At 66.7% G+C, this 25,121-nt stretch carries 23 protein-coding genes; 13 read left to right on the top strand and 10 right to left on the bottom strand.

What is annotated here, in order from left to right; translation table 11 throughout:
* Positions 1–322: 322 nt before the first annotated feature.
* The 3 genes from VGO20_RS21640 to VGO20_RS21630 all read right to left on the bottom strand — a co-directional run bounded on the left by VGO20_RS21640 (position 323) and on the right by VGO20_RS21630 (position 3,246).
* Positions 323–1,597, bottom strand: a complete 1,275-nt coding sequence (locus VGO20_RS21640) for a TRAP transporter large permease (RefSeq protein WP_327504461.1) — start codon at positions 1,595–1,597, stop codon at positions 323–325.
* A 10-nt stretch (positions 1,598–1,607) separates the two neighbouring features.
* Positions 1,608–2,150 (bottom strand): TRAP transporter small permease, encoded by a 543-nt coding sequence (locus VGO20_RS21635; RefSeq protein WP_327504460.1) that lies wholly within the window; start codon positions 2,148–2,150, stop codon positions 1,608–1,610.
* Between the two features lie 121 nt (positions 2,151–2,271).
* On the bottom strand, positions 2,272–3,246 hold the full coding sequence (locus VGO20_RS21630; RefSeq protein WP_327504459.1) for a TRAP transporter substrate-binding protein: 975 nt from the start codon (positions 3,244–3,246) through the stop codon (positions 2,272–2,274).
* A gap of 558 nt (positions 3,247–3,804) precedes the next feature.
* Between VGO20_RS21630 and VGO20_RS21625 the strand changes: the two genes are divergently transcribed.
* The 3 genes from VGO20_RS21625 (at position 3,805) to VGO20_RS21615 (ending at position 8,536) form a co-directional block, all read left to right on the top strand.
* Positions 3,805–4,896, top strand: coding sequence for an SDR family oxidoreductase (locus tag VGO20_RS21625; RefSeq protein ID WP_327504458.1), 1,092 nt, complete (start codon positions 3,805–3,807; stop codon positions 4,894–4,896).
* A gap of 94 nt (positions 4,897–4,990) precedes the next feature.
* Positions 4,991–6,844, top strand: a complete 1,854-nt coding sequence (gene ilvD / locus VGO20_RS21620) for a dihydroxy-acid dehydratase (RefSeq protein WP_327504457.1) — start codon at positions 4,991–4,993, stop codon at positions 6,842–6,844.
* Positions 6,845–7,369: 525 nt separating this feature from the next.
* A complete protein-coding gene (locus VGO20_RS21615) occupies positions 7,370–8,536 on the top strand; it encodes a zinc-dependent alcohol dehydrogenase (RefSeq protein WP_327504456.1) in 1,167 nt (388 codons plus the stop codon).
* A 54-nt stretch (positions 8,537–8,590) separates the two neighbouring features.
* On the opposite strand, the gene VGO20_RS21610 is transcribed toward VGO20_RS21615, so the two are convergent.
* From VGO20_RS21610 to VGO20_RS21585, 6 genes are all read right to left on the bottom strand, one after another.
* Complete coding sequence (locus VGO20_RS21610) at positions 8,591–9,238, bottom strand: hypothetical protein (RefSeq protein ID WP_327504455.1); 648 nt, start codon at positions 9,236–9,238, stop codon at positions 8,591–8,593.
* 131 nt (positions 9,239–9,369) lie between these two features.
* Positions 9,370–10,002, bottom strand: a complete 633-nt coding sequence (locus tag VGO20_RS21605; RefSeq protein WP_327504454.1) for a hypothetical protein — start codon at positions 10,000–10,002, stop codon at positions 9,370–9,372.
* 14 nt (positions 10,003–10,016) lie between these two features.
* On the bottom strand, positions 10,017–10,982 hold the full coding sequence (locus VGO20_RS21600; protein ID WP_327504453.1) for an enoyl-CoA hydratase-related protein: 966 nt from the start codon (positions 10,980–10,982) through the stop codon (positions 10,017–10,019).
* A 5-nt stretch (positions 10,983–10,987) separates the two neighbouring features.
* On the bottom strand, positions 10,988–11,575 hold the full coding sequence (locus VGO20_RS21595; RefSeq protein ID WP_327504452.1) for a gamma carbonic anhydrase family protein: 588 nt from the start codon (positions 11,573–11,575) through the stop codon (positions 10,988–10,990).
* Complete coding sequence (locus tag VGO20_RS21590) at positions 11,572–12,612, bottom strand: acyl-CoA dehydrogenase family protein (RefSeq protein ID WP_327504451.1); 1,041 nt, start codon at positions 12,610–12,612, stop codon at positions 11,572–11,574. Before VGO20_RS21590 ends, VGO20_RS21595 begins: the two co-directional genes overlap by 4 nt.
* A 22-nt stretch (positions 12,613–12,634) precedes the next feature.
* On the bottom strand, positions 12,635–13,825 hold the full coding sequence (locus tag VGO20_RS21585) for an acyl-CoA dehydrogenase family protein (protein WP_327504450.1): 1,191 nt from the start codon (positions 13,823–13,825) through the stop codon (positions 12,635–12,637).
* 265 nt (positions 13,826–14,090) lie between these two features.
* On the opposite strand from VGO20_RS21585, the gene VGO20_RS21580 reads away from it, so the two are divergent.
* The 10 genes from VGO20_RS21580 to VGO20_RS21535 all read left to right on the top strand — a co-directional run bounded on the left by VGO20_RS21580 (position 14,091) and on the right by VGO20_RS21535 (position 23,882).
* Complete coding sequence (locus tag VGO20_RS21580) at positions 14,091–14,849, top strand: SDR family NAD(P)-dependent oxidoreductase (protein ID WP_327504449.1); 759 nt, start codon at positions 14,091–14,093, stop codon at positions 14,847–14,849.
* Positions 14,850–14,922: 73 nt separating this feature from the next.
* Positions 14,923–16,488 (top strand): acyl-CoA synthetase, encoded by a 1,566-nt coding sequence (locus tag VGO20_RS21575; RefSeq protein ID WP_327504448.1) that lies wholly within the window; start codon positions 14,923–14,925, stop codon positions 16,486–16,488.
* A 325-nt stretch (positions 16,489–16,813) separates the two neighbouring features.
* On the top strand, positions 16,814–18,409 hold the full coding sequence (locus VGO20_RS21570; protein WP_327504447.1) for a class I adenylate-forming enzyme family protein: 1,596 nt from the start codon (positions 16,814–16,816) through the stop codon (positions 18,407–18,409).
* A 31-nt stretch (positions 18,410–18,440) separates the two neighbouring features.
* Complete coding sequence (locus VGO20_RS21565) at positions 18,441–19,367, top strand: fatty acid desaturase family protein (RefSeq protein ID WP_327504446.1); 927 nt, start codon at positions 18,441–18,443, stop codon at positions 19,365–19,367.
* 77 nt (positions 19,368–19,444) lie between these two features.
* The gene (locus tag VGO20_RS21560; protein WP_327504445.1) at positions 19,445–19,723 is read left to right on the top strand and encodes an acyl carrier protein; all 279 of its coding nucleotides are present in this window, start codon (positions 19,445–19,447) and stop codon (positions 19,721–19,723) included.
* On the top strand, positions 19,720–20,613 hold the full coding sequence (locus VGO20_RS21555; RefSeq protein ID WP_327504444.1) for an alpha/beta fold hydrolase: 894 nt from the start codon (positions 19,720–19,722) through the stop codon (positions 20,611–20,613). The genes VGO20_RS21560 and VGO20_RS21555 overlap by 4 nt, the downstream gene beginning before the upstream one ends.
* A gap of 11 nt (positions 20,614–20,624) precedes the next feature.
* Positions 20,625–21,593: an alpha/beta fold hydrolase gene (locus tag VGO20_RS21550; RefSeq protein WP_327504443.1), complete on the top strand. Its 969-nt coding sequence runs from the start codon at positions 20,625–20,627 to the stop codon at positions 21,591–21,593.
* Positions 21,594–21,650: 57 nt separating this feature from the next.
* Positions 21,651–22,400 (top strand): 4'-phosphopantetheinyl transferase family protein, encoded by a 750-nt coding sequence (locus VGO20_RS21545; protein ID WP_327504442.1) that lies wholly within the window; start codon positions 21,651–21,653, stop codon positions 22,398–22,400.
* Positions 22,401–22,472: 72 nt separating this feature from the next.
* Positions 22,473–23,003 carry a hypothetical protein gene (locus VGO20_RS21540; RefSeq protein ID WP_327504441.1) on the top strand — a complete coding sequence of 177 codons (531 nt, stop codon included), beginning with the start codon at positions 22,473–22,475 and terminating at the stop codon, positions 23,001–23,003.
* A gap of 57 nt (positions 23,004–23,060) precedes the next feature.
* On the top strand, positions 23,061–23,882 hold the full coding sequence (locus VGO20_RS21535; RefSeq protein WP_327504440.1) for an IS5 family transposase: 822 nt from the start codon (positions 23,061–23,063) through the stop codon (positions 23,880–23,882).
* On the opposite strand, the gene aroA is transcribed toward VGO20_RS21535, so the two are convergent.
* Entirely contained in the window at positions 23,872–25,119 is a 1,248-nt protein-coding gene (aroA, locus tag VGO20_RS21530) for a 3-phosphoshikimate 1-carboxyvinyltransferase (protein ID WP_327504439.1), read from the bottom strand. The genes VGO20_RS21535 and aroA overlap by 11 nt on opposite strands.
* Positions 25,120–25,121 lie beyond the last annotated feature (2 nt).

The following is a 25,121-nucleotide window of genomic DNA, read 5'->3' as shown; positions in this document are numbered from 1 at the left end:
CGCGCATCTTCAGATTCCGCTCGGGTAGGCGCCCGAACGGCGCGGCGCATCTTCGTGTTGCCACGCTCCCCGATGCGACGCTGCCGGAACCCTTCTTAAGAGAGTACTATTGCAGCAATTTCACAGAAACAATCATACTCTCTGCGCAACCCATTATGTCAAGTTCATATGAACGGAGACAGGTTGCCAAGCGGACATGATTCGCGTCCGGGCGCGAAGGCGCCCATGGTTCGCGTCCGGGCGCCAAGGCACCCGGCACGCTGGAGCCCGCCAGCGGCAGGGTGTCCAGCGGCAAGGCGGCGCGGCGGACGCCGCGCCGTCGTCAGTAGACGAGATTCCGGAAGAACAGGGAGACCGACGGGAAATACGTGATGATCGCCAGGCAGCCCACGATCACGAGCACGAACGGGACCAGATGGGAGATGACACGGTCCAGCCCGATATTGCCGACCTGGCAGGCGGCGAAGAGATTGACGCCGAAAGGCGGCGTGATCATGCCCATCGCGAGGTTCACGATCATGATCAGGCCGAAATGAACGGGATCGACACCGAAATGGATGGCGACCGGCGCCAGTATCGGCGCCAGCACGATGATCGCCGCCGAGGTTTCGATGAACATGCCGACGAGGAACAGGAACACGTTGACCGCCAGCAGGAACTGCCAATCGGCACTGATGACGCTCGAGATCCACTGCCCGGCAATAGCCGGCACGCCGGCTTGGGTGATCAGAAAGCTGAACAGGCCCGCCGCGGCGATGATGAACATGATGATGGCGGAGGAGATGACGGATTTGCGGAGCACCGGCCCGAGATCGGCGATACCGATCGTGCGGTAGATGCCCATGCCGACCAGCAGCGCATAGAAGACCGCGACGACCGATGCCTCGGTGGGCGTGAACACGCCCTGGTAGATGCCGCCGATGATGATGACCGGCATCAGCAGCGCCAGGCTCGCATGCTTGGCTGCCGGCAGAATGCCGAGCTTGCCCTCGCGATCCTCGCGGCCCCAGCCTTTCACCCGGCAGGTGATGTAGACGTACAGCGTCAGCGCGACGCCGATCAGGATGCCCGGACCGATGCCGGCGATGAACAGTTCGCCGATCGAGACCTCGGCCGAAACGCCGTAGAGGATCATCGGAATGGAGGGGGGGATGATGACGCCCAGCTCCGCCGACGTCGCCTGCAGCGAGGCGGCAAAGCCGCGCGGATACCCGTGCGCGAGCATGGCGGGGATGATGATGGCGCCGATCGCGAATGTCGTCGCGACGCTCGATCCCGACACCGACGCGAAGATCATGCAGGTCAGCACGCAGGAGCAGGCGAGCCCGCCCTGAAGGCCGCCGACCACCGATTTGGCGAACTCCACCAGCCGCCTGGATATGCCGCCGGCCTCCATCAGGTTGCCGGCCAGGATGAAGAAGGGGATCGCCATCAGCGGGAAGCTGTCGATCGACGTCACCATCTTCTGGGCGACGACGACCAGGGGCAACTGAGTGAACAGGGCCACGCCGCCGATCGAGGCGACAGCGACGGCGACGGCGACGGGTACGCTGAGAGCGAGCAGCAGCACCATCGCCATGAGCATGAAGCTGGTCATCGGTGATGCCTCAGATCTCGAAGAGCTCGCGGTTCGTCGGTACCTTGCCTGCCCCCACGGACTCCCGCAACTGCTCGACCGTTCGTGCGAGCAGGCCGATGATCGCGAGCGCCGCCCCCGTCGGGGCCGCGGCATAGACGATCGAGATGGAAAGAGGCAGGCCGGTGAACGGATTGTAGACGCCAGCAAGCGTCTGGAACTGGACGCGTTGCGCCATGTCGATCCCGTACCAGACCAGGACGAGGAGAACGCCGAGCGACGTGCCGAAGATGATCATCACCAGCAGCGCGCGCGCGCCGCCGCGCAGCCTTTCGATCACGTAGTCGACGGACATCAGGGCGCCGGTGCGGAAAGCGACCGCGACGCCCAGATAGACCATCCAGATGCTCAGCGTGCGCGCGACGACCTCGGACCAGGTGGACGGCTGCTCGAACAGAAACCGGGTCACGACCTGGTAGAACGAGACGCAGCTCATGAGCGCGAGAAGCAGCATCGCGACGCGCAGGGTCCAGCGCATGAGGAAGCGTTCCAACGTCGACAGGGCAGCGGCCAAGCCTCGGTCCTCCGGAAATTCGGGTGTGCGGGCGAAAAGACGCGCCGGTCCAGGAATGGACCGGCGCGGATACCGGCGGATGCCGGCGCGCCTGCCCCTCGGGCTGCGCGCCGGACCGGCTTCAGGGCCGGTAGTTGCGGATTTCCTCGATCTTGGCCGGATCGAAGGTCTTCGCATACTCCGCGAACGCCGGCGCCAGGGCCGCTTCGAACGCCGCACGGTCGACGTCGGTGACGATCTCCATGCCGCGGCTCTGCAACTCGGCGATGCCGTTCTGCGCGTCGTCGTAAGCCTTCTTGCGCATCGCCTGGGCGGCTGCCTTGCCGGCCTGCTTGAACCAGTCCTTCTCCTCGTCGCTGAGGCCGTTCCAGACCGCGGGCGACAGGATCACGAGGGCGGGCGAATAGACGTGCTGGGTCAGGGACAGGTACTTCTGCACCTGGTCGAACTTCGCCGACAGGATCACGCCGATCGGGTTCTCCTGGCCGTCCACCGTGCCCTGCTGGAGGGCGGTGAACAGCTCGGGGAAGGCCATCGGGGTCGGCAGCACGCCCAGCGTGCGGAAGGCCGTCATGTGCACCGGGTTTTCCATGGTGCGGACCTTGAGGCCGGCGGCATCTTCCGGCGTGCGAACGGGGCGCAGATCATTGGTGAGATTGCGGAACCCGTTCTCCGCCCAGGCCAGGGCGATCAGGCCGTGCTTCGGGAACTCGTCCAGGATGGCGCGCCCGATCGGGCCGTCGAGCACCGCATGGGCATGGGCGTAGTCCCGGAACAGGAAGGGAATGTCCGTGATCAGCGTCTCGGGAACGAAGTTGCCGACCGGGCCGGTCGAGGTCATCACGACGTCGACGGTACCGATCTGCGCGCCTTCGACCATCTCGCGCTCACCGCCGAGCGCGTTCGCCGGAAACTGCCGGATGGTCCACTTGCCGTTCGACAGACGCTCCAGCTCCTCGCCGAACGCGGTCGCCGCGGCGCCGTAATGCGAAGTGGCGGGCAGCGAATAGCCCACTTTCAGTTCTTCGGCCATGGCCGAGGTGGTGGCGAGGCCGAGGCCGATCACGCCGGCGAGTGCGACTTTCTTGAGAAACAAGATTTCCTCCCTTTAACTCGAAATGGGCAGTTCGGAACGGATGATGCGCCGGGCCGAAGGCATGGGCGGTGGCCGTGAAAAAGGCACTGCTCCCGGCGGGCCGCAACGTTCGGCGGTCTTGAGCTGCTCGGAATGTTCATGGCTGGATGCGGGCGCGATGACATGCCGGAAAGCGGTCGCGGCCGTTTCCCTTCGTCCATCCCAACCCTATGGTTGCCGGAACCGGCGGTCCGGTCATGTCCCCCCCGATGCAGCTTTCGCCCGTTTATCGTTGCAACCTGCGTACGCGGCAGGTCGTGACACTCTGAATGCCACGTTTCCGGGCGTTTGCGCTAGTCTCGGCATTCGCGGCTGGCTCGTCAAGCAACGTTCGCAAAACTCTCTCAAACGTTCGTTACATTCGAGACGATCGAACCGGCCGGTCCCGCGGGTCCGGGTACGATTCCATGAACCCTGCGGCGTGGAAGCGACATTCCGGTCCTTTGAGCTGCGAGATAAATTGCGTTCTTTGAACAATAAGAATGAACTATTCTCGGAACGTAATGTCCGGGAGCATCGATGATCATCGTCACGGGAGCGACGGGCTTCGTCGGCAGCCGCCTGTTCCACCGGCTCTCGGTGGAACGCGGCGACCGCGAGGTCGCAGCGGTGGTTCGTGCAGCGAGTGATGAAGCCGCCGCCGCGCGCCTGGCCGGCCAGCTGGCCTCCGCCGCGGCGGCCGACGGGGATGCGTCCGGACCGATGCGCCGCCCGCTCGCCTTCGCCGGGGACGTGATGCGCCCGATGCTCGGCCTCGGCCCGGAAGCGCTGGCCGCGCTGGAACGACGGGGCGTGGGGGAGATCTGGCACGCCGCGGCGAATGTCAGCTTCACCGACCCGGCGGACGAGGAACTGGTGGCCGAGAACGTCGAAGGTACGCGGACCGTCCTCGACCTTGCGGCGCATCTCGGCGCCGCGAGGGTGGTCTACGTCTCCACGGCCTATGCCGCGGGTCTGGTGGACGGCCCGGCACCCGAGGCGCTGCACGATCCCGGGCGGCGCTTCCGGAATGCCTACGAGCGTTCGAAATGCCTGTGCGAACAACTCGTCGCCGAGACTTGTACCCGGCGGGGTATCGACTTCCACATCCTCCGGCCGAGCATCGTGATCGGGCCGAGCACGACCTTCGCGACGGGTGGCGCGCGGTTCGGCCTCTACGGGGTGCTGGAGATGCTGCGCCGGGGCGTCCGCGGCGCGGAGCGCCCGTTGCGCGTCCGTTACGATCCCGAAGCGACGCTCAACCTGGTGCCGATCGACTGGCTGGTCGAGGCCATGATCTCCACGCAGCGCCTGGATCGTGCCGGAGCGGTCGTTCATCTCACCACCCCCCACCCGACCAGCCTCGGGGCGGTCCGGCACGCCTTCGTGCGGCGGACCGGGGCTCCCGTCCCGATCCCCGTCACCGATCTGCCGGCCGATGCCACGTCGGCCGAGCGCCGGTTGGATGCACAGCTTTCGCGTTTTCATCCCTATATGAGTGGGCGACAGGACTTCGAATCCTCGTTCTTCGAAGGGCCCGAATTGACGGCGGCGATGATCGACGGCTACGTTGGCGCCTTTCTGGACGAGGTGGCGAATGCCGGAAAACACCGCCGCGCGGCGGCCCGGTGATGCGACAACCAGACCTTGTGCCCTGTGCCGGATTGACCTAGGACTTGCTCGATGAAGACGTGGTTGGCCTAGGACTCGTAAGAGGAGAGGAAGCATGCCCGCCTATCGTTCCCGAACGACGACCCATGGCCGCAACATGGCCGGTGCCCGCGGCTTGTGGCGCGCGACCGGAATGACGGACGCGGACTTCGGCAAGCCGATCATCGCGGTCGCCAACTCGTTCACGCAGTTCGTGCCCGGGCACGTGCACCTGAAGGATCTGGGCCAGCTCGTCGCCCGGGAGATCGAGAAATCCGGAGGCGTGGCGAAGGAATTCAATACGATCGCAGTCGACGACGGCATTGCCATGGGCCACAGCGGCATGCTGTACAGCCTGCCCTCGCGCGAAGTGATCGCCGATGCCGTCGAGTACATGGTGAATGCGCATTGCGCGGACGCCCTGGTCTGCATCTCCAACTGCGACAAGATCACGCCGGGCATGCTAATGGCGGCCCTGCGCCTGAACATTCCGACCATCTTCGTTTCGGGCGGGCCGATGGAGGCCGGACGGATTATCAAGGACGGCAAGATCCGCGGCCTGGATCTCGTCGATCCGATGATCGCCGGCCCGGACCCGAAGGTCTCGGACGAGGAACTTCTGGAGATCGAGCGCTCGGCCTGCCCGACCTGCGGCTCCTGCTCGGGCATGTTCACCGCGAACTCCATGAACTGCCTCGTCGAGGCGCTCGGCCTCGGCCTTCCCGGCAACGGCACGGTACTGGCGACGCATGCCGACCGCAGGGAGCTGTTCCTCGGCGCCGGTCGACGCATCGTCGAGATCACCAAGCGCCATTACGAGCAGGACGATGCCTCGGTCCTGCCGCGCAGCATCGCGAATTTCGACGGCTTCGAGAACGCGATGACGCTCGACATCTCGATGGGCGGTTCCACCAACACGATCTTGCACCTGCTGGCTGCCGCCCATGAAGGCAAGGTGCCCTTCACGATGAAGGACATCGATCGCCTGTCCCGGCGCGTACCCCACCTGTGCAAGGTGGCGCCCGCCACCGGCGACGTCTACATGGAGGACGTGCATCGCGCCGGCGGGATCTACGGCATCCTGGGCGAGCTGGACCGGGCCGGGCTGATCCACCGGCACGTAGGCACCGTCCATGCCCCGACCCTCGGCGAGGCGATCGATCGGCTGGACGTGCTGCGGACGGACGACCCGGATGTGCGTCGCTTCTATTGCGCGGCACCGGGCGGCGTGCGCACCACCCAGGCCTTCAGCCAGGAGAAGCGGTACGCGGAGCTCGATCTCGATCGTTCCAAGGGGGCGATCCGCAACGTCGAGAACGCCTTCAGTCGGGACGGCGGCCTCGCCGTTCTCTACGGCAACCTGGCCGAGGACGGCTGCATCGTTAAGACCGCGGGCGTCGCCACGAACCTGCTGACCTTCCGGGGACCGGCGCGCGTGTTCGAAAGCCAGGATGAGGGGTGCGCGGGCATCCTGGACGGCCGGGTCAAGCACGGGGACGCCGTAGTGATCCGCTACGAAGGGCCGCGGGGCGGGCCGGGCATGCAGGAGATGCTGTACCCGACCAGCTACCTGAAGACGCGCGGCTTCAAGGAGAGCTGCGCCCTGATCACCGATGGCCGCTTCTCCGGCGGCAGCGCCGGGCTCTCCATCGGCCATATTTCCCCCGAGGCGGGCGAGGGTGGCCTGATCGGCCTGGTCGAGGACGGCGACATCATCGAGATCGACATCCCGAACCGTTCCATCCGGGTCGTTCTGGACGATGCGGAGATCGCGCGCCGGCGCGAGCGGATGCAGGCCAGAGGCGAAATGGCATGGCGTCCGGCCGACCGCGACCGTCCCGTCTCGGTGGCGCTGCAGGCCTATGCCGCCCTGACCACCAGCGCCGCCCGCGGCGCGGTGCGTGACGTGGAGCAGCTCCGCCGCCGCTGACCGGAACGGAAGCCGGGAGCCGGCCGTCCGCGGCCGGCTCCCCGCGGCCATGCCGATACTGGGGATGATCGGCTGGTTCGTCGTCCTGTCGGGCCAGCAGGCGGCGAATGTCGTTTTCCGGCGATGCGTCTTCGGGGCTGCGTCGGCATCGTGATGCCCGCACCGCTCGGTTCGCTGTCGGCGCCACCGAGCGGGGCGGGCGCCTGGGAGCCGGGGCGATCCTGCTCGGCGCCGCGGGCATGGCGCTCGGTTGGGCGCCCCATGGGCGGAACCGTCCTGTCGCCGCTGCTCTTCCGGACGAATGAGCCGGCCCCTGTCCGGATGATCCTCCATCCCTCCTGCCGGGTGTCGGCCGGCCGGCGGAGGGTATATCGGGCACGAGGGGAAGATCGGGCGACGACGCCTGTTGTCGGGAAACCTTTCCGCGCGCAGTACCCGCGGCATCGGCTGCGCGTGGCCGCATTCACCGGCCCATGTCCCTGCGGGGCCGGTGGATCACCTCGAGACCTTCCCAAGGAGACGGCGATGAGAGCGCTTTGCTGGATGGGCAAGACGGACGTGCGGGTCGAGAACGTTCCGGACCCGACGATACTGAACCCGCGCGACGCGATCGTCCGGATCACGTCCACCGCCATCTGCGGTTCCGACCTGCACCTTTACAACGGTTTTATCCCGACCATGCAGAAGGGGGACATTCTCGGCCATGAATTCATGGGCGAGGTCGTCGAGGTGGGCAAGGAGATCAGGAACCTGAAGGTCGGGGACCGCGTCGTAGTGCCGTTTCCGATAGCCTGCGGCAGCTGCTTCTCCTGCGAGCACCACCTCTACTCGGTGTGCGAGAACTCCAATCCGAACGCCTGGATGGCCGAGAAGATGTGGGGTTATTCACCCTCGGCCATCTATGGGTATTCGCACCTGCTCGGCGGCTACGCCGGCGGGCAGGCCGAGTACGCGCGGGTCCCCTACGCCGATGTCGGACCGATCAAGGTGCCCGACGGGATGTCGGACGACCAGGCGCTGTTCCTGTCCGACATCTTCCCCACGGGCTACATGGGCGCCGAGAACTGCAACATCCAGCGCGGCGACACGGTTGCGGTCTGGGGCTGCGGCCCGGTCGGCCAGTTCGCGATCCGCAGCGCTTTCCTGCTCGGGGCCGAGCGGGTGATCGCCATCGACCGGTTTTCCTACCGGCTCCGCATGGCCGAGCAGGGCGGCGCCGAGACGATCGACTACGAGGATACCGACGTCCACGAAGCGCTGAAGGAGATGACCGGCGGCCGGGGGCCCGACGCGTGCATCGATGCCGTCGGCATGGAGGCTCACGGGCTGGGGGTCGTCGCCGCCTACGACCGGGCCAAGCAGGCGATGATGCTGGAGACGGACCGGCCGATGGCGCTGCGCCAGGCGATCATGGCCTGCCGCAATGGCGGTACGGTTTCCGTGATCGGGGTCTACAGCGGCTTCGTCGACAAGTTCCCCATGGGCTCGGTGGTGAACCGGTCGCTGACGATCAAGGCCGGGCAGGCTCACGTACATCACTATCTTCGCCCCTTGCTGGAGCGGATCGAGAAGGGGGAGATCGATCCCAGCTTCATCGTCACGCACCGCCTGAACCTGGACGAGGCGCCGCTGGGCTATCAGCTCTTCTCCAAAAAACAGGACGAGTGCATGAAGGTGGTTCTGAAGACATAGGTGCAAAAAGGCGGCGCCGCCCGGGGTGTCCCGGGCGGCGCCTTCCGTCACAGGCTACTGCGGCTGGCCGCTCTGCGTGGCCGAACCGCCCTGGCCGGTCGTCGGCTGGCTGCCGCTGGAACCGGTCGAGCCGGTGGCCCCGCCGCTCATGCTCGGGTCGATCATCATCGTGATCTGATCGCCGCTGCGGGTGGTTCCCGCCGCCAGATAGGCCGCATCCAGGATCTGGACGTTCGTGAAGCCGGCCTGCGTCAGGTCATCGCGGATCTGCTGCTGGTTCCTCAGCGCCGTCTGGTCCGCGGGCGCGGCGCCGGTCGTGGCTCCGGCCGTGGCTCCGGCCGCTTCCGGGGCGGGCGGGTCGACGACGAAGGTGACCTGCTCGCCTTCCTTGGTCATCGCGCTGACCAGGTACGCCGCGTTGAGGGTCCGGACATCCTCGAAGCCGGCCTCCTTCAGGGACGTCTCGACCTCTTCGTAGCTCCGGGTCGAAACCTGCTGGTTCCCGCTCTGCTGCGCCTGCTGGCCTGCGCTCTGCTGGCCTGCGCTCTGCTGGCTGGTGCTCTGCTGGCCGCTGCTCTGCTGTGCCTGCTGCTGGCTTCCGCTCTGCGGGGGCTGCTGTGTGCCACCCTGCTGGCTCTGGGCAAGAGCCACCGAAGAGACGGACATCGTCAGAGCAATGGCCGGTACGAGTAGTGCACGCATTGCGTACCTCCCTTTGGGTTGCCGTGGAGGATACCCGCCCGGGGGGCGGGTTATCGGAGAGGGTCAACAGCAACGGAAGGGAACCGTTTCGAGAATGATTCGGTGGCGGGTCCGCTGGCCCCGCGGCCGCTTCAAGCGGCTGCGAGCACCAGCATGCGGGCACCGGCGCGGGTGAGACGGCGGGGCGGGAGCCAGGGGTCGGCCGAGAGGGCGATATCGGTTCCGTCCTCGATGATGCCCGCCCTTTGCAGGCGCCTCAGGCTGGCCTCCAGTTCCGCGGGCGGCGCCCAGGCGGCGGTCTCCCGGCCGAGGGCCGCCCCCAGCCCTTCGGCCGTTCCCACGGCGTCGCAACCGACGACCCGGGCGTAGAGGGCGGCCAGCCGCCAGTCGATCGGCCGGAGCGCCGCCACCCGGTCGATCCATGCCTCGTCCAGGCCGGCCCCCGCGCCCTCGACGACGAGTGTCGCCATGCGATCGAGATCGGTGCCGGCTTCCCGGCGCAATGCGGCTATGGCGGCGTCGGCGAGCCGCTGGAGGTGCCGAGGGTCGGGTGCCGCTTCCGCCTGCCGGCGCTGCCGGCGCAGGGCGGCGAGGAACGCGGTCAGCCGTTCGCCCTCGACGAGCCGGAAGCTGCGGCTTGCGAGATCGAAGTGGAACGCTTCGCTGGGCAAGCTCGACAACCCGGCCTCCGCTGCGACGCCGACCGCATGGTCGAGCGCTTCGGCACCTCCTCGGGAGTGGTGGTCGGCCTGGGCGTGGATCACGCTGTCTCTCCCTGTCAGGACGGATCCCCGGACAGCGGCGTGCCGCAGGTACCGCAGAACCGGTGGTGGGCGGGAAGCTGTTTGCTGCCGCAGTTCGTGCAGCTCGATGTCGGGGCGCCCCAGGGGAATTCGGGCGAACGGTCGGCAGCCGCCTTCTCCCGGAACTCCATGTGGGCGACGGGGCGCTTCTCCAGGAAGGCGCGCATGCCCTCGAAGGTCTCGGTGGAGCCGCTGTGTATGGCCAGCCAGTCGCCGGCATGGGCGGCGGTGATGCCCCAGACGAGTTCCTTGAAGAAGTTCGTCTGCGTCTTCGTATACCGGGTGGATTCCGCGAACTTGTTGGTCAGCTTGTCCACCAGCCGATCGACCGCCGCATCGAGTTCGGCGCGCGGGACCACCTCGTTGATGAGGCCCCAGTCCATCGCCTTCTGCGCAGGAATGTCTTCGCACAGAAGCAGGATTTCGCGAGCCCGCCGGTCGCCGACGACCAGTGGCAGCCATTGCGTGACGCCGATCGCGGCGACGCTGCCGCGCGCGGTGCCCGCCTGACGGATCACGACGTCGTCGGCGGCGACCGAGAGGTCGCATGCCAGGTTCAGCTCGTTGCCGGCGCCGAGCACGAGCCCGTTGAGGCGCGCGATCGTCGGTTTCCCGAGGCGGACGAGGCGCGTCTGCATCGCGATGAACTCGCTGATCCACTTGAAGTAGTCGCGCGGGCGCGTGCAGAGTTCATAGTGCTCCTTCAGGTCGGCGCCGGCGCAGAACGCCCGGTCGCCCTCGCCGGTCAGGACCACGACCGCGACGTGATCGTCCCACTCGGCATCGCGCAACGCTTCCGAGATCTCGCGGAAGGCGACGAGGTCGATCGCGTTCAGCGCCTGGGGACGGTTGATCGTGATCGTCGCCTTCCAGCCGGTCTTCTCGTACCGGATGCTGCGGAAGTCGAAGGTTTCGGGTTTGCTGCCCTGGATATGCGCCATCGTCGTCACACGCTTCTATGGGGGGATTGGGATCCGGAAGACCCGGGATGGGGCGGCAGCGGTACGAGCGTCGCCCGATAGCGCCGGCCCAGGTCCACGTACATGTCGGCCGCGAGCGCCAGCAGTTCGCGATCCCGCTCGCGCACCGGACGCTTCACCGCCGCCGGCGAGCCGATCACGAGGCTGCCTTCGGGAATCTCCATACCGGGTGGTACCAACGCGTTCGCGGCGACCAGGCTGCCGGCGCCGATCACGGCACCGTCGAGCACGACCGCACCGGTCCCGATCATCGCCCCGTCGCCGACGGTACAGCCGTGCAGGCGCGCGCCGTGTCCGATCGAGACCCGCCGGCCCAGTACGACGGGCCGGCCGTGGGGAAGCGAAGGCGGGTCGCAATGCATGATCACGCCGTCCTGGATATTGGACTCCGCGCCGATCCGGATCGCGTTGTGGTCGGCCCTCAGAACGGCCCCGAACATCACCGTGACGCTCTCGCCGATCGAGACCTGGCCGATCAGGCGGGCGTCGGGCGCGATCCAGGCGCTTGGATCGACCTCGGGTTCGTGGCCTTCGAAAGCGAAGAGGTTGGTCACGTCAGGGTCTCCGATGTGTCGTCCCAGCATTGCTCGGCCGTGCCGAAGGCGATCCGCAGCGCCTGCTGGCGCCGCAGCCCGAAATGCAGCCCGCGATCCCAGGTCAGGCCTTCGCCGCCGAAGATCTGCACGACGCGGTTGGCGACGCGCGGCCCGGTCTCGCAAGCGAGGCCCTTGGCCCGCGCCGCCATGGCACGGTCGGGAGCACCCGAGGCGGTGGGTGCCGCCGCGGCCGCGTAGACGAGCGAGCGCAGCAGTTCGATCTCGCACAGCATGTCGGCACATGCGTGGGCGACCGCCTGGAACGAACCGATCGCAACGCCGAACTGCTTTCGCCGGCGCGAGTACCCGGTCGCCAGCGCGAGCATGAGGTCGGCGACGCCCAGCATCTCGGCCGCGGCCAGAAGCCGGCCGAGCGCCTGGATCTCCCCAAGCAGTGCGGCCGTGGCGCTTGCGTCCGCGATGCGGCGGGCGGCGGCCGGCGGAGCGATGCGCAATCCGAAAGCCGGCCGCGCCGGGTCGAGCCGGTCGCGCTCCAGCCGTTCGACGCCGGGCTGGTCGAGGGGCATCAGAAACAGCGCGGGCCCGGCTTGCGTGCGCGCCGTGATCAACAGTTCCGTTGCATCGCCGGGGTCCTCCACCAGGATGCACTCGCCGTCCAGAACCGCCTCGCCGTCGGGCCCCGCGACGGCGACCGGCATCTCCTCGGCGGAGCCGTCGCCCGCGACGCTGATCGCGATCCCGGCCGGACCGGCGACCGCCACCCGCGGGTCGCGGGCGAGCCAGCCGGCCAGCAGCGCCGTACGCGGAGAGACCGGTGCGAAGGCGCGCCCGGCCTCTTCGGCGATGAGAGCGGCGCGCAGGAGCGGTTCCTCCGCCTGCCAGACGCCGTCGACCAGGTCGCGGAAGCCGTCCGGCGGGAGACGGTGTTCCGGAGCGGCGGCAATGCGCTGGACCGGCGCATCGACCGTGCCCGCGAGCATCCGTGCGACGGTGTCCTTGAGCTCGTCATGGGTGGCGAGCAGTCCGAGGCGCATGGGAGTATCCGATCCGTTGGGGTCAGCCCGCCAGCCGGAGCACGCGGCGGGCAATCGTGTTGCGCTGGATCTCGCTGGTTCCGCCCTCGACCGAGGTGCCCTTGGCGCGCATGAAGGCTTCCCGCCAATGACCGAACCAGGTGTCGTCCTCGACATGGCCGCCGATCAGCATGCGGGGGCCCTCCAGATGGAGGGCGAGCTCCGTCAGTTCCTGGCTCAGCTCGCTCCAGAGCAGTTTCTCCGTCGATCCGGCCGCCCCATCGATCTCGCCCGCCTCGATCTCGGCCGTCATGCGGTAGGCGAGATACTTGAGGGCCTGTAGCCGCGCCTCGGCTCTCGCGAGCCGGCGGCGCAGATGGCTGTCGTCGAGCAGGAAGCGGTTGCCGCCACGCGCCGCGGCCTGACGGACCATCTTGCCGAACTGGACCTGCAGGTCGACGATCCGGACCAGGGAGGTCGAACCGCGGGCGGCCGCCATGGCGGTCAGCACCACGGACCAGCCGCCGTCCGGCGGGCCGAACAGGGCGGAGGCCGGGACACGGACGTCCTCGAAGAAGACGTCGTTCTCTTCCGCCTCGCCATTCAGCATCGCAATCGGGCGGACGGTAATGCCCGGAGTGTCGAGCGGTACGATCAGGCAGCTCAGGGATCTGTGCCTGAGCGCCGGGTCGCCGGTGCGCACGAGCACGGCGGCGTGGGTCGCGAACTGGGCCCAGCTTATCCAGCGTTTGCGCCCGTTTATGACGAAGGCGTCGCCGTCGCGCTCCGCCCGGGTCGCCACCGCCGTCAGGTCCGAACCGGCGCCGGGCTCCGACCACGCCTGGCACCACACGTGCTCGCCACTCATGATGCGCGGGAGGTAATGGCGTTTCTGCGCCTCATCGCCCCACCGCATCAACGAGGGCGCCACCAGCTCGATGCCGACCCAGTTGGCGACGGGAGGCGCCTCGGCGGTCGCCATCTCCTCGTGGAAGATCAACTGCTCGACCGAGGTGAAGCCCCTCCCGCCGTACTCGACCGGCCAGTGCAGGCCGATCCAGCCGCCTTCATGCAGGCGCTTGTGCCACGCGTGACGGAATTGAAACCGATCGTCCAGCCGGCGGGGTTCCGCCCGCCGCCCCTCGGTCCAGCCCTCTGGGAGGTTGTCGGCGAGCCACGACCTGACGCGCCTACGAAACTCCCGCTCGGCCGGTGTCTCGGTCAGATTCATCATCCCTCTCCCGTGGCCTCTCGCCGCTGGCGTCGGTAACGAACGTCGGATGCCGCCAACTGTCGAGCGATGACCGGCTTGAAATTTTACCCATCATACTGAGTTATTTGTCAAGGCTTGTTGGGAAATCATATTCGCCTATCCTGGAGTGGGTTTTGGTTTCTATTGCGTGCTCGAAGGCCGATTGGATCGGATTCGGTGTCGCAAACGCTCCATGGCGCGTACCGAATCATCGTGGTCGATGGGTGCCGACCGGGAGGATGCCGACATGGGAACCAGGTTTGAGCATCGTGTCGCGGTCGTCACCGGCGGGGCCGGCGGGATCGGCCGGGTGATCGCCGAGCGTCTCGCGGCCGAGGGAGCGGCGACGGTGGTCGCCGACCTGGATGGCAAGGCGGCGGCCGACCGTGCCGCGAGGATCGGAGGCCGGGTGCTCGGGCTGCAGGTCGACGTGACCGACGCGGCGTCGGTCGAGACCATGATGTCCGCGGTCGACGCGCTCGGCGTGCCGGACATCCTCGTCAACGCCGCCGGCATCGCCCGGGACGTCCCGTTCCTGGAAACCGATCCGGCGTTGGCGCGCCGCATGCTGGACGTCAACCTGATGGGGACGTTCCTGTGCGGCCAAGCTGCGGCCAGGAGGATGGCCGCGGCCGGCGGCGGCTGCATCGTGAACATCGCTTCGGTTTCCGGCCAGCGCGGCAACGCCGGCAGGGCGGCCTATGGCGCCTCGAAAGGCGCGGTGATCGTCCTGACCCGGGTCATGGCCTTGGAACTCGCGCCGCACGGCATCCGCGTGAACGCGGTGGCTCCCGGACCGGTCGAGACGCCGATGGTGGCCGCCATGCACACGACGGGTTCGCGGGAGCGCTGGCTCGAGGAGATCCCGATGCGCCGCTATGCCTCGGCCGAGGAGATCGCCGGCCCGGTGCTGTTCCTGGCATCCACGGAGGCCTCGTACGTCACCGGGCACGTCCTCAACGTCGATGGCGGCTTCCAGGCCGCGGGGCTTCGTGCGGCGCCGTGACGGCGGTGCCGCTGGCGCCCGGGCGGGGCCGGCCGGTATACTCGTCGCGAAGCCGATCGGAAGGGGTGCCGTCATGCCGTCCGCGATGAACCTGGGACGCCTGCTGTCGGACACGGCGCGGCGCCTGCCGGACCGGATCGGTTTCGTGAAGGGGGACCGGAGCCTGACCTGGCGGGAACTCGACGACCGGGTCAATGCGGTCGTCGAGGGCCTTCGGCGCCGCGGTCTCGCCAAGGGCGACCGTGTCCTCGTCCATTCCCGCAACGGGCTGGAGATGTTCGAAAGCCTGTGGGCCTGCTTCAAGCTGGGCGCCGTCTGGGTCCCGACCAATTTCCGCCTGACCCCGCCGGAGGTCGCGTGGCTGGCCCGGTCGAGCGGGGCCAGGGCCATGCTCTACGACGTCGGCTTCGACGCCCATGTCGCCGCCGCCCGGGCCGACGGCCCGTCGCTCGATCTCGTCGTCTCGATCGGCGCGCCGCGCGCGGGGGAAGTGGCCTACGCGCAGCTGCTCGAGGACGGCGCCGGGGCTCCGGACCGTCCCGAGGACGTGGCCTACGACCATCCTTTGTGGTTCTTCTACACCTCGGGCACGACCGGCCGGCCCAAGGCAGGCGTCCTGACCCACGGGCAGATGGCGTTCGTCGTCACCAACCATCTCGCCGACCTGATGCCCGGCATCACCGAGGAGGATGCCAGCCTCGTCGTGGCGCCTCTGTCGCACGGCGCCGGCATCCATGCGCTGACCCAGGTCGCCCGGGGTGCTCGCAACGTGCTGCCGTCGGGCGATCGGCTGGACCCCGGCGAGGCCTGGCGCCTGGTCGAGGAGCATAGGGTCACGAACATGTTCACGGTCCCGAGCATCGTGAACATGTTGGTGGGGGATCCCGCCGTCCACCTCCATGACCACGGCTCGTTGCGCTACGTGATTTACGCCGGCGCTCCCATGTACCGCGCCGACCAGAAGCGGGCCCTGGAGACGCTGGGGCCGATCCTGGTCCAGTATTACGGGCTCGGCGAGGTGACCGGCAACATCACGATCCTGCCGGCCCGGCTGCACGCCCTGGACGACGACGATCCCAATGTCGGGAGTTGCGGCTATCCGCGGACCGGCATGGAGATCGCGGTCACGGACGACGACGGACGCCGCCTCGCCCCGCGCGGGACCGGCGAGATCTGCGTGCGCGGGCCGGCCGTCTTCGCCGGCTACCACGACAACCCCGAAGCCGATGCCAAGGCATTCCGGGACGGCTGGTTCCGGACCGGCGACATCGGCTACCTGGACGAGCGCGGCTTTCTTTTCATCACCGGCCGCGCCTCCGACATGTACATAAGCGGCGGCTCCAACGTGTACCCGCGCGAAATCGAGGAGGCGATCCTGACCCATCCCGCGATCCGGGAGGTCGCCGTGGTCGGTGTTCCCGATCCGAAATGGGGTGAGTCCGGCGTCGCCGTCTGCGTCCTCGAGCCGGGCCGGGATTGCACGGACCGGGACGTGCTGGCCTGGATCGACGGCAAGCTTGCCCGCTACAAATGGCCGAAGACGGTCGTGTTCTGGGACGAGCTGCCGAAATCGGGCTATGGGAAGGTGCCGAAGTCTCTCGTCCGCGAGCGGCTGGCGGAGAGTGCCGGCACGCCGTGAGTCGCTGGAAAGATTTCAGCGCTTTCATGTGAGCGGTGAGCGTCTCCCGGTCCGATGGTCCGCATTGTGTTGCGGATCACGCGGGATCCCGCGAAATTCCATTGATACGTATGCGCATGAACGGTTCATCATGATGAATCGGCAGTTACCGTTTGCATGTCTATCCATCAACGTCATAAGGTTATTTTTGTGCTTTTTGCGGTCAGAATATGCTGCGCCGGCCTGGCGCTTGCGAACGCTGGCGGCGCGTCGGGGCCCTGTGGGGCCATGGCCCGGGGAGTTCGGCGGCCGGGGGCGCGGGCTTCCCATACAGGAGGAAGGTTGGATGAAGGAAACAGACGCCTACCCGACCGAGATCACCAGCATGTATGCGCTGGTGAAACGTGCGAGCGACCTGTACGGGAAGGACACTTACGTGATCCCCACCGAACGCGGGCTCGACGAACTCACCTTCGACGACCTTCACGAGTTCACGTGCAAATACGCGGACTTCCTGGACGAGCAGGGAGCCGGCGTCGGGGAGGGGGTGGCGAGCGTTTTCCACAACTCCTCGCTGGCGTGCCTGTTGTTCGTCGCCACGATCGCGGCCAACCGGGTCTACGTGCCGTTGAACCCGAAGATGGGTGAGACGGAGGTTGCGCACATCCTGCGCCAGACCAAGCCGGCGATCACGATCCCGCATGCCGAGTTCGCCCCCCGGATCGGCAAGATCGAGAACACCGGCAAACTTTTGCCCGTCGCCGACGAGGTCGCCTTCATAAAGGAGATCCTGGCGCGTCCCGGGCGCGAAGGGGCCGTGCCCGATTTCGGCGCGGAGAACATGGACAGGGCGGCCGAGGTGGTGTTCACGTCGGGATCGACCGGTTTGCCCAAGGGGGCGGTGCTGACGCATGGCAACCTGCTGCGCAATGCGCACGGCATGGCCGCCATCTTCAATTTCGAGCGGGCGTCGCGCTTTTTGACGGCTTGTCCGCTGTTCCACAACTCCGGCCAGCTCTTCACGACGTTGACGGCGCTGTGGTGCGGCGGCCGCCACGTATCGGTGCGCAGCGACTTCGCGATGCTGCGGTTCTGGAACATCGTCGACCAGTACGAGCTGCAGTGGTCGCTGGTGATGAACGCCTTTCTGGCCCTGCTCGTGCAGCGTCCCGAAATGCCCAAGAAGGGCACGATGAAGGGCATCCTGTCGGGCGGCTCGAAGCTCAAGCTCGACCTTGCCGACGGCTTCGAAGACAAGTTCGGCGTTCCCGTCTATCAGTGTTTCGGCCTGACCGAGACGACCTCCATCTCCACCACCGAACGGCCGGGCCGGTCGCCGGCGAGCCGCGGCTCCGCGGGCAAGCCGCTGCCCGGCTGTCGCATCCGCATCGTGATGGACGGCAAGGACATGCCGCCGGGGCAGGAGGGCGAAATCCTGATCGCCGGCCAGCACCTGTTCTCGCACTACATCAACCTGCCGGAGGTCACCGCGGACAAGCTCAGGGACGGCTGGCTGCACACCGGCGACCTGGGCTACGTCGACGAGGAGGGCCATGTCTTCATCGTGGACCGCCTGGACTCGATGATCCATGTCGGCGGCGAGAACGTCTATCCCAGCGAGATCGAGAACCTGAGCACGTTGCTGTCCGGTGTCGAGGATGTCGTCGTCACCTCCATCCCCGACAAGATTCTCGGGGCCGAGCTGGTGATGGTCTACAAGGCGCAGGAGGGGCAGAAGCCCAACCCCGCGAGCTGGTCCGACATCCTGGTTCAGCACCTCAGCACGTTCAAGATCCCCAAGCGCCGCGTGTCGGTCGAGGAACTCGGCCTCGACGCGATTCCGCGCGCGGCCAACGGCAAGCTGCTGCGGGCGACGATCCGGGACGCGGTGCACGCGAAGCTCGCGCCCGCTCCCGGCCGATCCCCCGCTCCTCGGACTTGAGCCCTGACCTTCGGCACAGGAGGCCGGAAAGATGAAGCTGATGCCTCTTTTCACGCTCGTCGGCTGGACGTTGTTCGGCTACGCCGCCATCGAGACCTGGAACGCAGGTTTGTGGTACCTCACGATCGTTTGCGTCCTGGGCGCCGGCGTCTGCGCGAACTCGACGTTCTTGACGCTTCACGAGGCGGTGCATTTCCTTCTGTCGCCGAACCGGCGCTGGAACAACCTCGCGGGCGTCCTTTCGGGGACGCTGACGCTCACGCCGATGAACCTGTACCGGGTCGTCCATACCTCTCATCACGGCATGATCGGCACCGAGCGGGACCTGGAGTTCTGGCCCTACGTCAACATGAACTCCAAGCGCTGGCACCGCGTGCTCGCGGCCGTCACCGAGTTGACCGTGGCGCCGCTCTACTACTTCGTGATGTTCAGCCGGGCGCTGATGAAGGGCCAGATGGCCCCTCGCGCCCGTGCGAGGTGCTGGCGCGACCTCGCCCTGATGATCGTGGCACTGTCGGCGGCGCTCCTCGTCGTCGCGGCCAACGGATGGTGGGTCGAATTCGCGATCGCCTACGCGATCCCGATGACGTTGGCCGCCAACATGCAATCCTGGCGGCGGCTGACGGAGCATGTCGGCCTGTACGGCGATGACCCGCTCAGCCTGACCCGGACGATCATCCCCAGCAACCCGCTGGAACGGTTCTATTGCCTGGTCATGATGAACGAGAACTACCACGCGCCTCATCACAAGAAAGCGACGATCAAGTGGGTGGACCTGCCGGAGGAGACGATGGCGATCTACCAGGCACGGGCAGATCTCCGTCCGCTTTTCTTCAGCACCTATCTCAAGGCGTTCCCGCACATGCTGAAGGAACTCGGAGACCCGCGCATAGGTAGGCAGTGGGCCGGCGAGAAGCCGAAGTCGCCCGCCGCCAGCCCGGCCGCGAGCGCCGCCTGAGCTTCCGTTATCCGAGCTCCGGACGGCGCAGGCTCCTCCGGTTCGGTATCCTTCCACGAGATCGAGGAAAAGAGGACATGTCGGAGAAGATTCGCGAACTGTTGCGCAAGGCCGTCCGGGAAAGCTCGTCTCACGGTCCGGACGTCCAGTTCCGGGACGACACGCCGATCCTGGCCGACGGGATCATCGACTCGCTCGGCATCTTCAGCGTCATGACCGAGCTGGAGACTGCGTTCGCCTTCACCTTCCCGCCGGAGGAGCTGGTCGCCGACAATTTCCAGTCGGTCGACACGATGGAGACGCTCGTGCAGCGGTTGATGGCATCCGGCGCGATTGCCAGGGAGACGGTCGAATGAGTGGCGCGGAGCGGCGCATCCACACATTCGACTGCCGGCGCGGCAGGCCGCTGTCCTACGTCGAGGCCGGGTCCGGGCCCGACCTCGCGATCGTCAATGCCTACGGCGTGTCGTCGAAGTTGTGGGACCGGGTCGTCGACCGGCTGGCGCGGGACTACCGCGTGATCCTGTGGAACATGCGCGGCTTCACCCCCAGCGAGTACGATCTGAAGTTCACGATAGCCGACCACGCCGACGACATGGTCGAGATCCTCGACCACGCCGGGGCGCGGCGGATGCATGTACTGGCCTATTGCAGCGGCACCAAAGTCGGCCTCGATGCCTGCGTGAAGCTGGGGCAGCGGGTGCAGTCGCTGTCCTTCGTCGGCGGCAACTTCTGGCCGCTGGCGGGGTACGGCCCCATGAACAGCCGTTTCGCCACCAACCTGCATAAGCTCGGGCAGATGGTGAAGAAGCGGAATTTCATGGCGCCGATCGTCGTGACCATGATGACCGGCAAGGCGTCGGCCCTGCCCATGGTGGCCGAGAACCTCGCCCTGATCTCGAAGGAGTACCGGGACCTCGTGGTGGCTCCTTTCGCCTCCAAGGGCGCGGTCCTTACCTATGCCGATCTCGTGGTGAACTACTACGAGGTCGATGCGACACCTTATCTCGACCGGGTGACGGTGCCGACCTTCGTCATCGGGGCCGGGGCCGACGCGATCGTGGACCCGGAACTGTCGCCGGCCGCCGCCGCCCGCATCCGCGGTGCCGAGTACGTCGCCGTGCCCGAATTCAACCATTTCTGCATGATCGAGGCACCCGACGCCTTGTCCGAACTGGTCGCCGGCTTCCTTGCCCGGACAGGGGCCGGCGACGTCGCCGCGACGCCCATCCAGGGCACCGCCTGAGGCGCGCCGGAATGGATGGGTCTCCGATCGGGGCTTCGACGCCGCGGGTCGTGGAATGGGGGCTCCTGCTGGAACTGGCGCTGTCGCGGCTGGTCCGGCGCCGCATCGACGTGGGTGGGCATCGGATCGCCTATCTCGACCGGAGGTCTTTCTCGTCCCGGGCCACGGACGCCTTGCCGATCGTCATGCTGCATGGGCTCGGGGGCGACAAGCTGAACTGGGTTCGCTACGCCCGGCACCTGACGCGCCGCTACCGTACCGTGATCCCGGACCTGCCGGGCTTCGGGGATAGCAGCCGCAACCCCGCCCTGACCCACTCGATCGACAACCAGGCCGACTGGCTGGCGGCATTTCTGGACGCGCTCGGCATCCAACGTGCTCATGTCGCCGGGAACTCGATGGGCGGCCACGTCGCCACCCGCTTCGCGGTGCGTCATCCCGAACGGGTCGCCACGCTGATCCTCCACGCTCCGGCGGGGACGGCCGGAGCCGGGCCGCCCTACGATCGTGCCGGGATGCGGCATGGCCAGCATCCTCTGGAGGTCCATTCGCCCGAGGACTTCGACACGATGATGCGCTGGATCTTCGTGCGGCCGCCGCTGCTGGTCGGGCCGGTCTACCGTTACTTCGCCGCAAGGGCCGTCGCCGAGAGGCCGTTCTCGGAGAAGGTCTTCCGGGATATCCAGGACCGGGAGCGGGGCAACGCGCTGATCGAGCCTTCGTTGCCGGGATTGGCCATGCCGACCTTGGTGATCTGGGGAGATACCGACCGGCTCCTGGATTGCGGGCAGGCCGGGATCTACGAGCGGCTGATGCCCGATGCGAAGGCGGTCGTGCTGAAGCGCTGTGGCCACCTGCCGATGGCGGAGCGCCCGCGGGAGACGGCCCGGCTGACCCGCGATTTCCTCGCCCGGGTCGCCGAGGCGGCGCGGCCGGTCGCCGGAGGCGCCGTTCCGGAAGGGTTGATCGGCGGGGCGTGAGCGGCGTATTGCGGGCTTGCCGCGGCCCGGGCCGGGGCCCGGAACCCGGAGCGTGACATGGTGAGCGACATCCTCCCGCATCATTGGGTCCCCGCACGCGGCGTGGCGCCGCTGGACGAGGGGGTGGTCGACGTTTGGCGGGTCGCGATGCCGGCATGGCGTCACAGCCTCGGGGCGCTTGCCGTCCACCTGGATGCCGACGAGCGTCAGCGCGCCGCCGCATTCCACTTCGAGAAGGACCGCAACAGCTTTGTGCTCGCGCGCGGCGTGCTGCGGCACCTGCTCGGCCGCTACCTGGCGGTCCCGGCGGCGGCGGTTCGTATCGGCACCGGCGGCCATGGCAAGCCCGAGGTCGAGGGGCCGTTGGAGTTCAACCTGTCCCATTCCGGCGAGCTCGTGCTGATGGCTTTCGCCTTGCGGCGGCGGGTCGGCATCGACGTGGAGCGCGTCGAAGCGCGCATCGACCCGCTGGGCCTGGCACGTGGATTCTTCGCACCGGGAGAAGTCGCCACGCTGGAGGCGCTGCCGCAGGAGCGGCGACTCGATGCTTTCTTCGCTTGTTGGTCGCGCAAGGAGGCTTGGCTGAAGGTCACGGGGACGGGACTGTCGTTCCCGTTGCGTGACTTCGAAGTCGGCTTGGAGGCCGGCTCGGTCGATGCGTTGCACTCGGTCGAAGGGTCGCAGGATGCGGCGTTGCGCTGGCAGGTTTCGGACCTGGAGGTCGGGTCGGGATATCGCGCGGCGCTCGCCACCGAAGGACGCGGCGCCCGACTGCGTCTTTGGCATGCCGATCCACTCGCCGTGTAGGCCGTTCGGCACGCATTACATTGGACGGGCCAGCTTCGTCGGGGTAGGTTGGGCGTCGGTCCATCCGATGGTATGCTTCGCGTGCAGCCGTCCGTATCGCGTCTCGTCGCTTTCCCGACCGGTTTCGTTCTCGCCGAGGCGCTCCTCAGGCTGACCGTGCCGCCGGCCCGTGCCCTCGCTGCGGCGCGGCGGCTGGCTCCATACGGAATGAGCCATCCCGAGCCCTGGGCGGTTGCCGGGCTATCCATCGAGGAGGCCGAGCCCCTTCGGGCGCTGCCGCTGCTGCTGCGTCGGGCAGGCGATGGGAGGAACCGGTTGACCCTGCTGTGCGTCGATCCGGCCGGTCGCCTGCTGCGCGAGGAGATGCTGTCTCTTCGCATCGACGAACCGCCGACGCGATTGGCCGACCACCTTGCCTGTTCCGCCGCATTCGCCGGATCGGCTGCGACGTTGGCGATCCGCACGTTTGCGGATGCCGAAGTTCCCGTCCCGGGTGATGGGGACCTGTACCTCGCTCTCGCCGACGCGATGGCGGCTCGAGGCCTGGACCTCGTCGGCTATCTTGCCGTCGCGCCGGGCGGTCACGTCCGTTTGCGCCGCTAAGTGCCCGTTTGAAAATGAGGTTTTGCCTGTTTTCCGTGTGTATGAGGGAGGCAGGCGATGTGGACGAAGGCGCATCGAGTTCGGCAGGCCCGCCAGGAGCAACGCTCCCGTCGGTATCCGACGGACCTGACGGACACGGAATGGATCGTGATCGGGCCGTTGATGCCCCGTCCGGCAAAGCGGGGGCGGCGGCGACGCGTCGACCTGCGCGAGGTGCTCAACGCGATCCGCTATCTGGCGCGCACGGGCTGTGGCTGGCGCATGTTGCCCAAGGACTTTCCGCCTTGGCAGACCGTCTATTGGTGGTTCCGGCGCCTGGTACGCCGTCTGTTGTTCCGCACCATCCATGATCTCGCGCTCATGCTCGACCGGGAGCTGGACGGCCGGGCGGCAAGCCCGAGTGCGGCGATCCTCGACAGCCAGTCGGTCAAGGCCCCAGGCGCGCCGCCGCGCGGCTTCGATGCCGCCAAGAAAGTGACCGGCCGCAAACGCCACATCGCCGTCGACACCGACGGCCGCCTGCTGATGGTCCGCCTGACCGCGGCCGATCTTTCGGATTCGGCCGGCGCCCAACTGATCCTCGATGCCCTGCACAAGCGCTGGCCCTGGCTCAAGCACCTGTTCGGCGACGCCGCCTATGATCGCGGGCGACTGCTGGACAAGGCCGCCTTCCTCGATTTCACCGTGGCGGTGATCCGGCGCCTGACCGATCAGAAAGGCTTCAAGGTGCTGCCTCGCCGTTGGGTGGTCGAGCGCAGTTTCGGCTGGATGGTCCGCTGGCGCCGTCTCGTGCGCGACTACGAGGCCCGCCTCGATGTCTCCGAAGGCATGATCTACGTCGCCATGAGCAGCTTGTTGCTCAGGCGAATCACAACCTGAAGGAGATGATCTTCATTTCCAAACAGGCACTTAGAGCAATCGCGGACATTGCCATAATAACTCCGTGGTCAAAATGGCTATCAATTGAAGAACCTCCCGGGACGCCATGGGGCGATCCATGAATAATTAGCGAATCACGCGTCTCGTTGGTTTTTATACCAGCCTTCATGAGTTCGGAACGGAAGTCGCTTATTCTATCGCACTCCTTGTAGCGGACATGTTCAATGTTGTAGAATCGGCTGGTGCCATCAGCGAAAGCGGCGAGAGATGCGAGTGCCAACACGGCGTCGGGTGCCTTCGAGCCATCGAAATCCCGCGCGCGGAAGGTTCCACCTCCTCGAACCCGAATGCTCTCATTGAGGGTTTCAATCGAGACGCCGATCTCGCGCAGGTGGTTGAGTACCGCGCCATCGCCAAGCTCTTCTTCGCTGAAACCTGTTAAAAGTACATCAGAGTCGACCATGCTTGCCACCGCAAGCAATGCGGCTGTACTAGCGGGGTCTGAACCGACCCTATGGGTTGTTGGTGAATATCTCTGCTGTCCCGGCATGTAAAATCTGCGCCACGTTCTATCGACTTGGACGTCTATCCCCGCGTGCTTTAGAACGGAAACTGTTGTACTCACCATAGATTTAGCCACAATCTCATCCTCTACCGCAATTAGGAGAGGTTGGTCGAGTAGCCCACCAAGATAGAGCAGGCCGCTTAGAAACTGAGAGCTTCTGCGGCATGATATAGACGTTTCTCCGCCTCGAATCTTGCCGCCATTTAGCAGAATTGGCAGTTGGCCTTCGTCGCCATGCGCCTCGTAGGTGACGCCTAGCTTTTTCAAGGAGTGTAGCATTTCAATGTTGGCCCGTTTGCCGAGAGAGTCTGTAAATGACGTCTCAAAGCGAACCTGATCGAGAACAGCCGTGATGCCAAGGAGCAGGCGCAGTACAATACCTGAATTTCCCGGGTTTAAGGTAACGCCACTCTGGAGTTTGCTTCGACCGATGCCGTCCACAATTACTGTGCCGTGATCGCCCGAGATTGTTGCGCCCAGCACGCGCAACGCGTCAACCAGCGCACGAACATTGTTGCTTGGGGCGAGGTTGACGACGTAGCTACGGCCTTCGGCGAGCGCCGCCGCGAGAATGGCCCGGGTGGAGGAGCTTTTCGATGCAGGAAGCGTAATGCTTCCGTGGAGCTCCCTAGTGGGGTGAATTTCCAACTCCGGTGGAAAAGAAGAACGCATGA

The sequence above is a fragment of the Arenibaculum sp. genome, from assembly GCF_035998295.1.
GTDB lineage: Bacteria > Pseudomonadota > Alphaproteobacteria > Azospirillales > Azospirillaceae > DASYHS01.
Note: the sequence above shows the minus strand (reverse complement) of the source record. Positions and strands in the feature narration are given on the sequence as shown.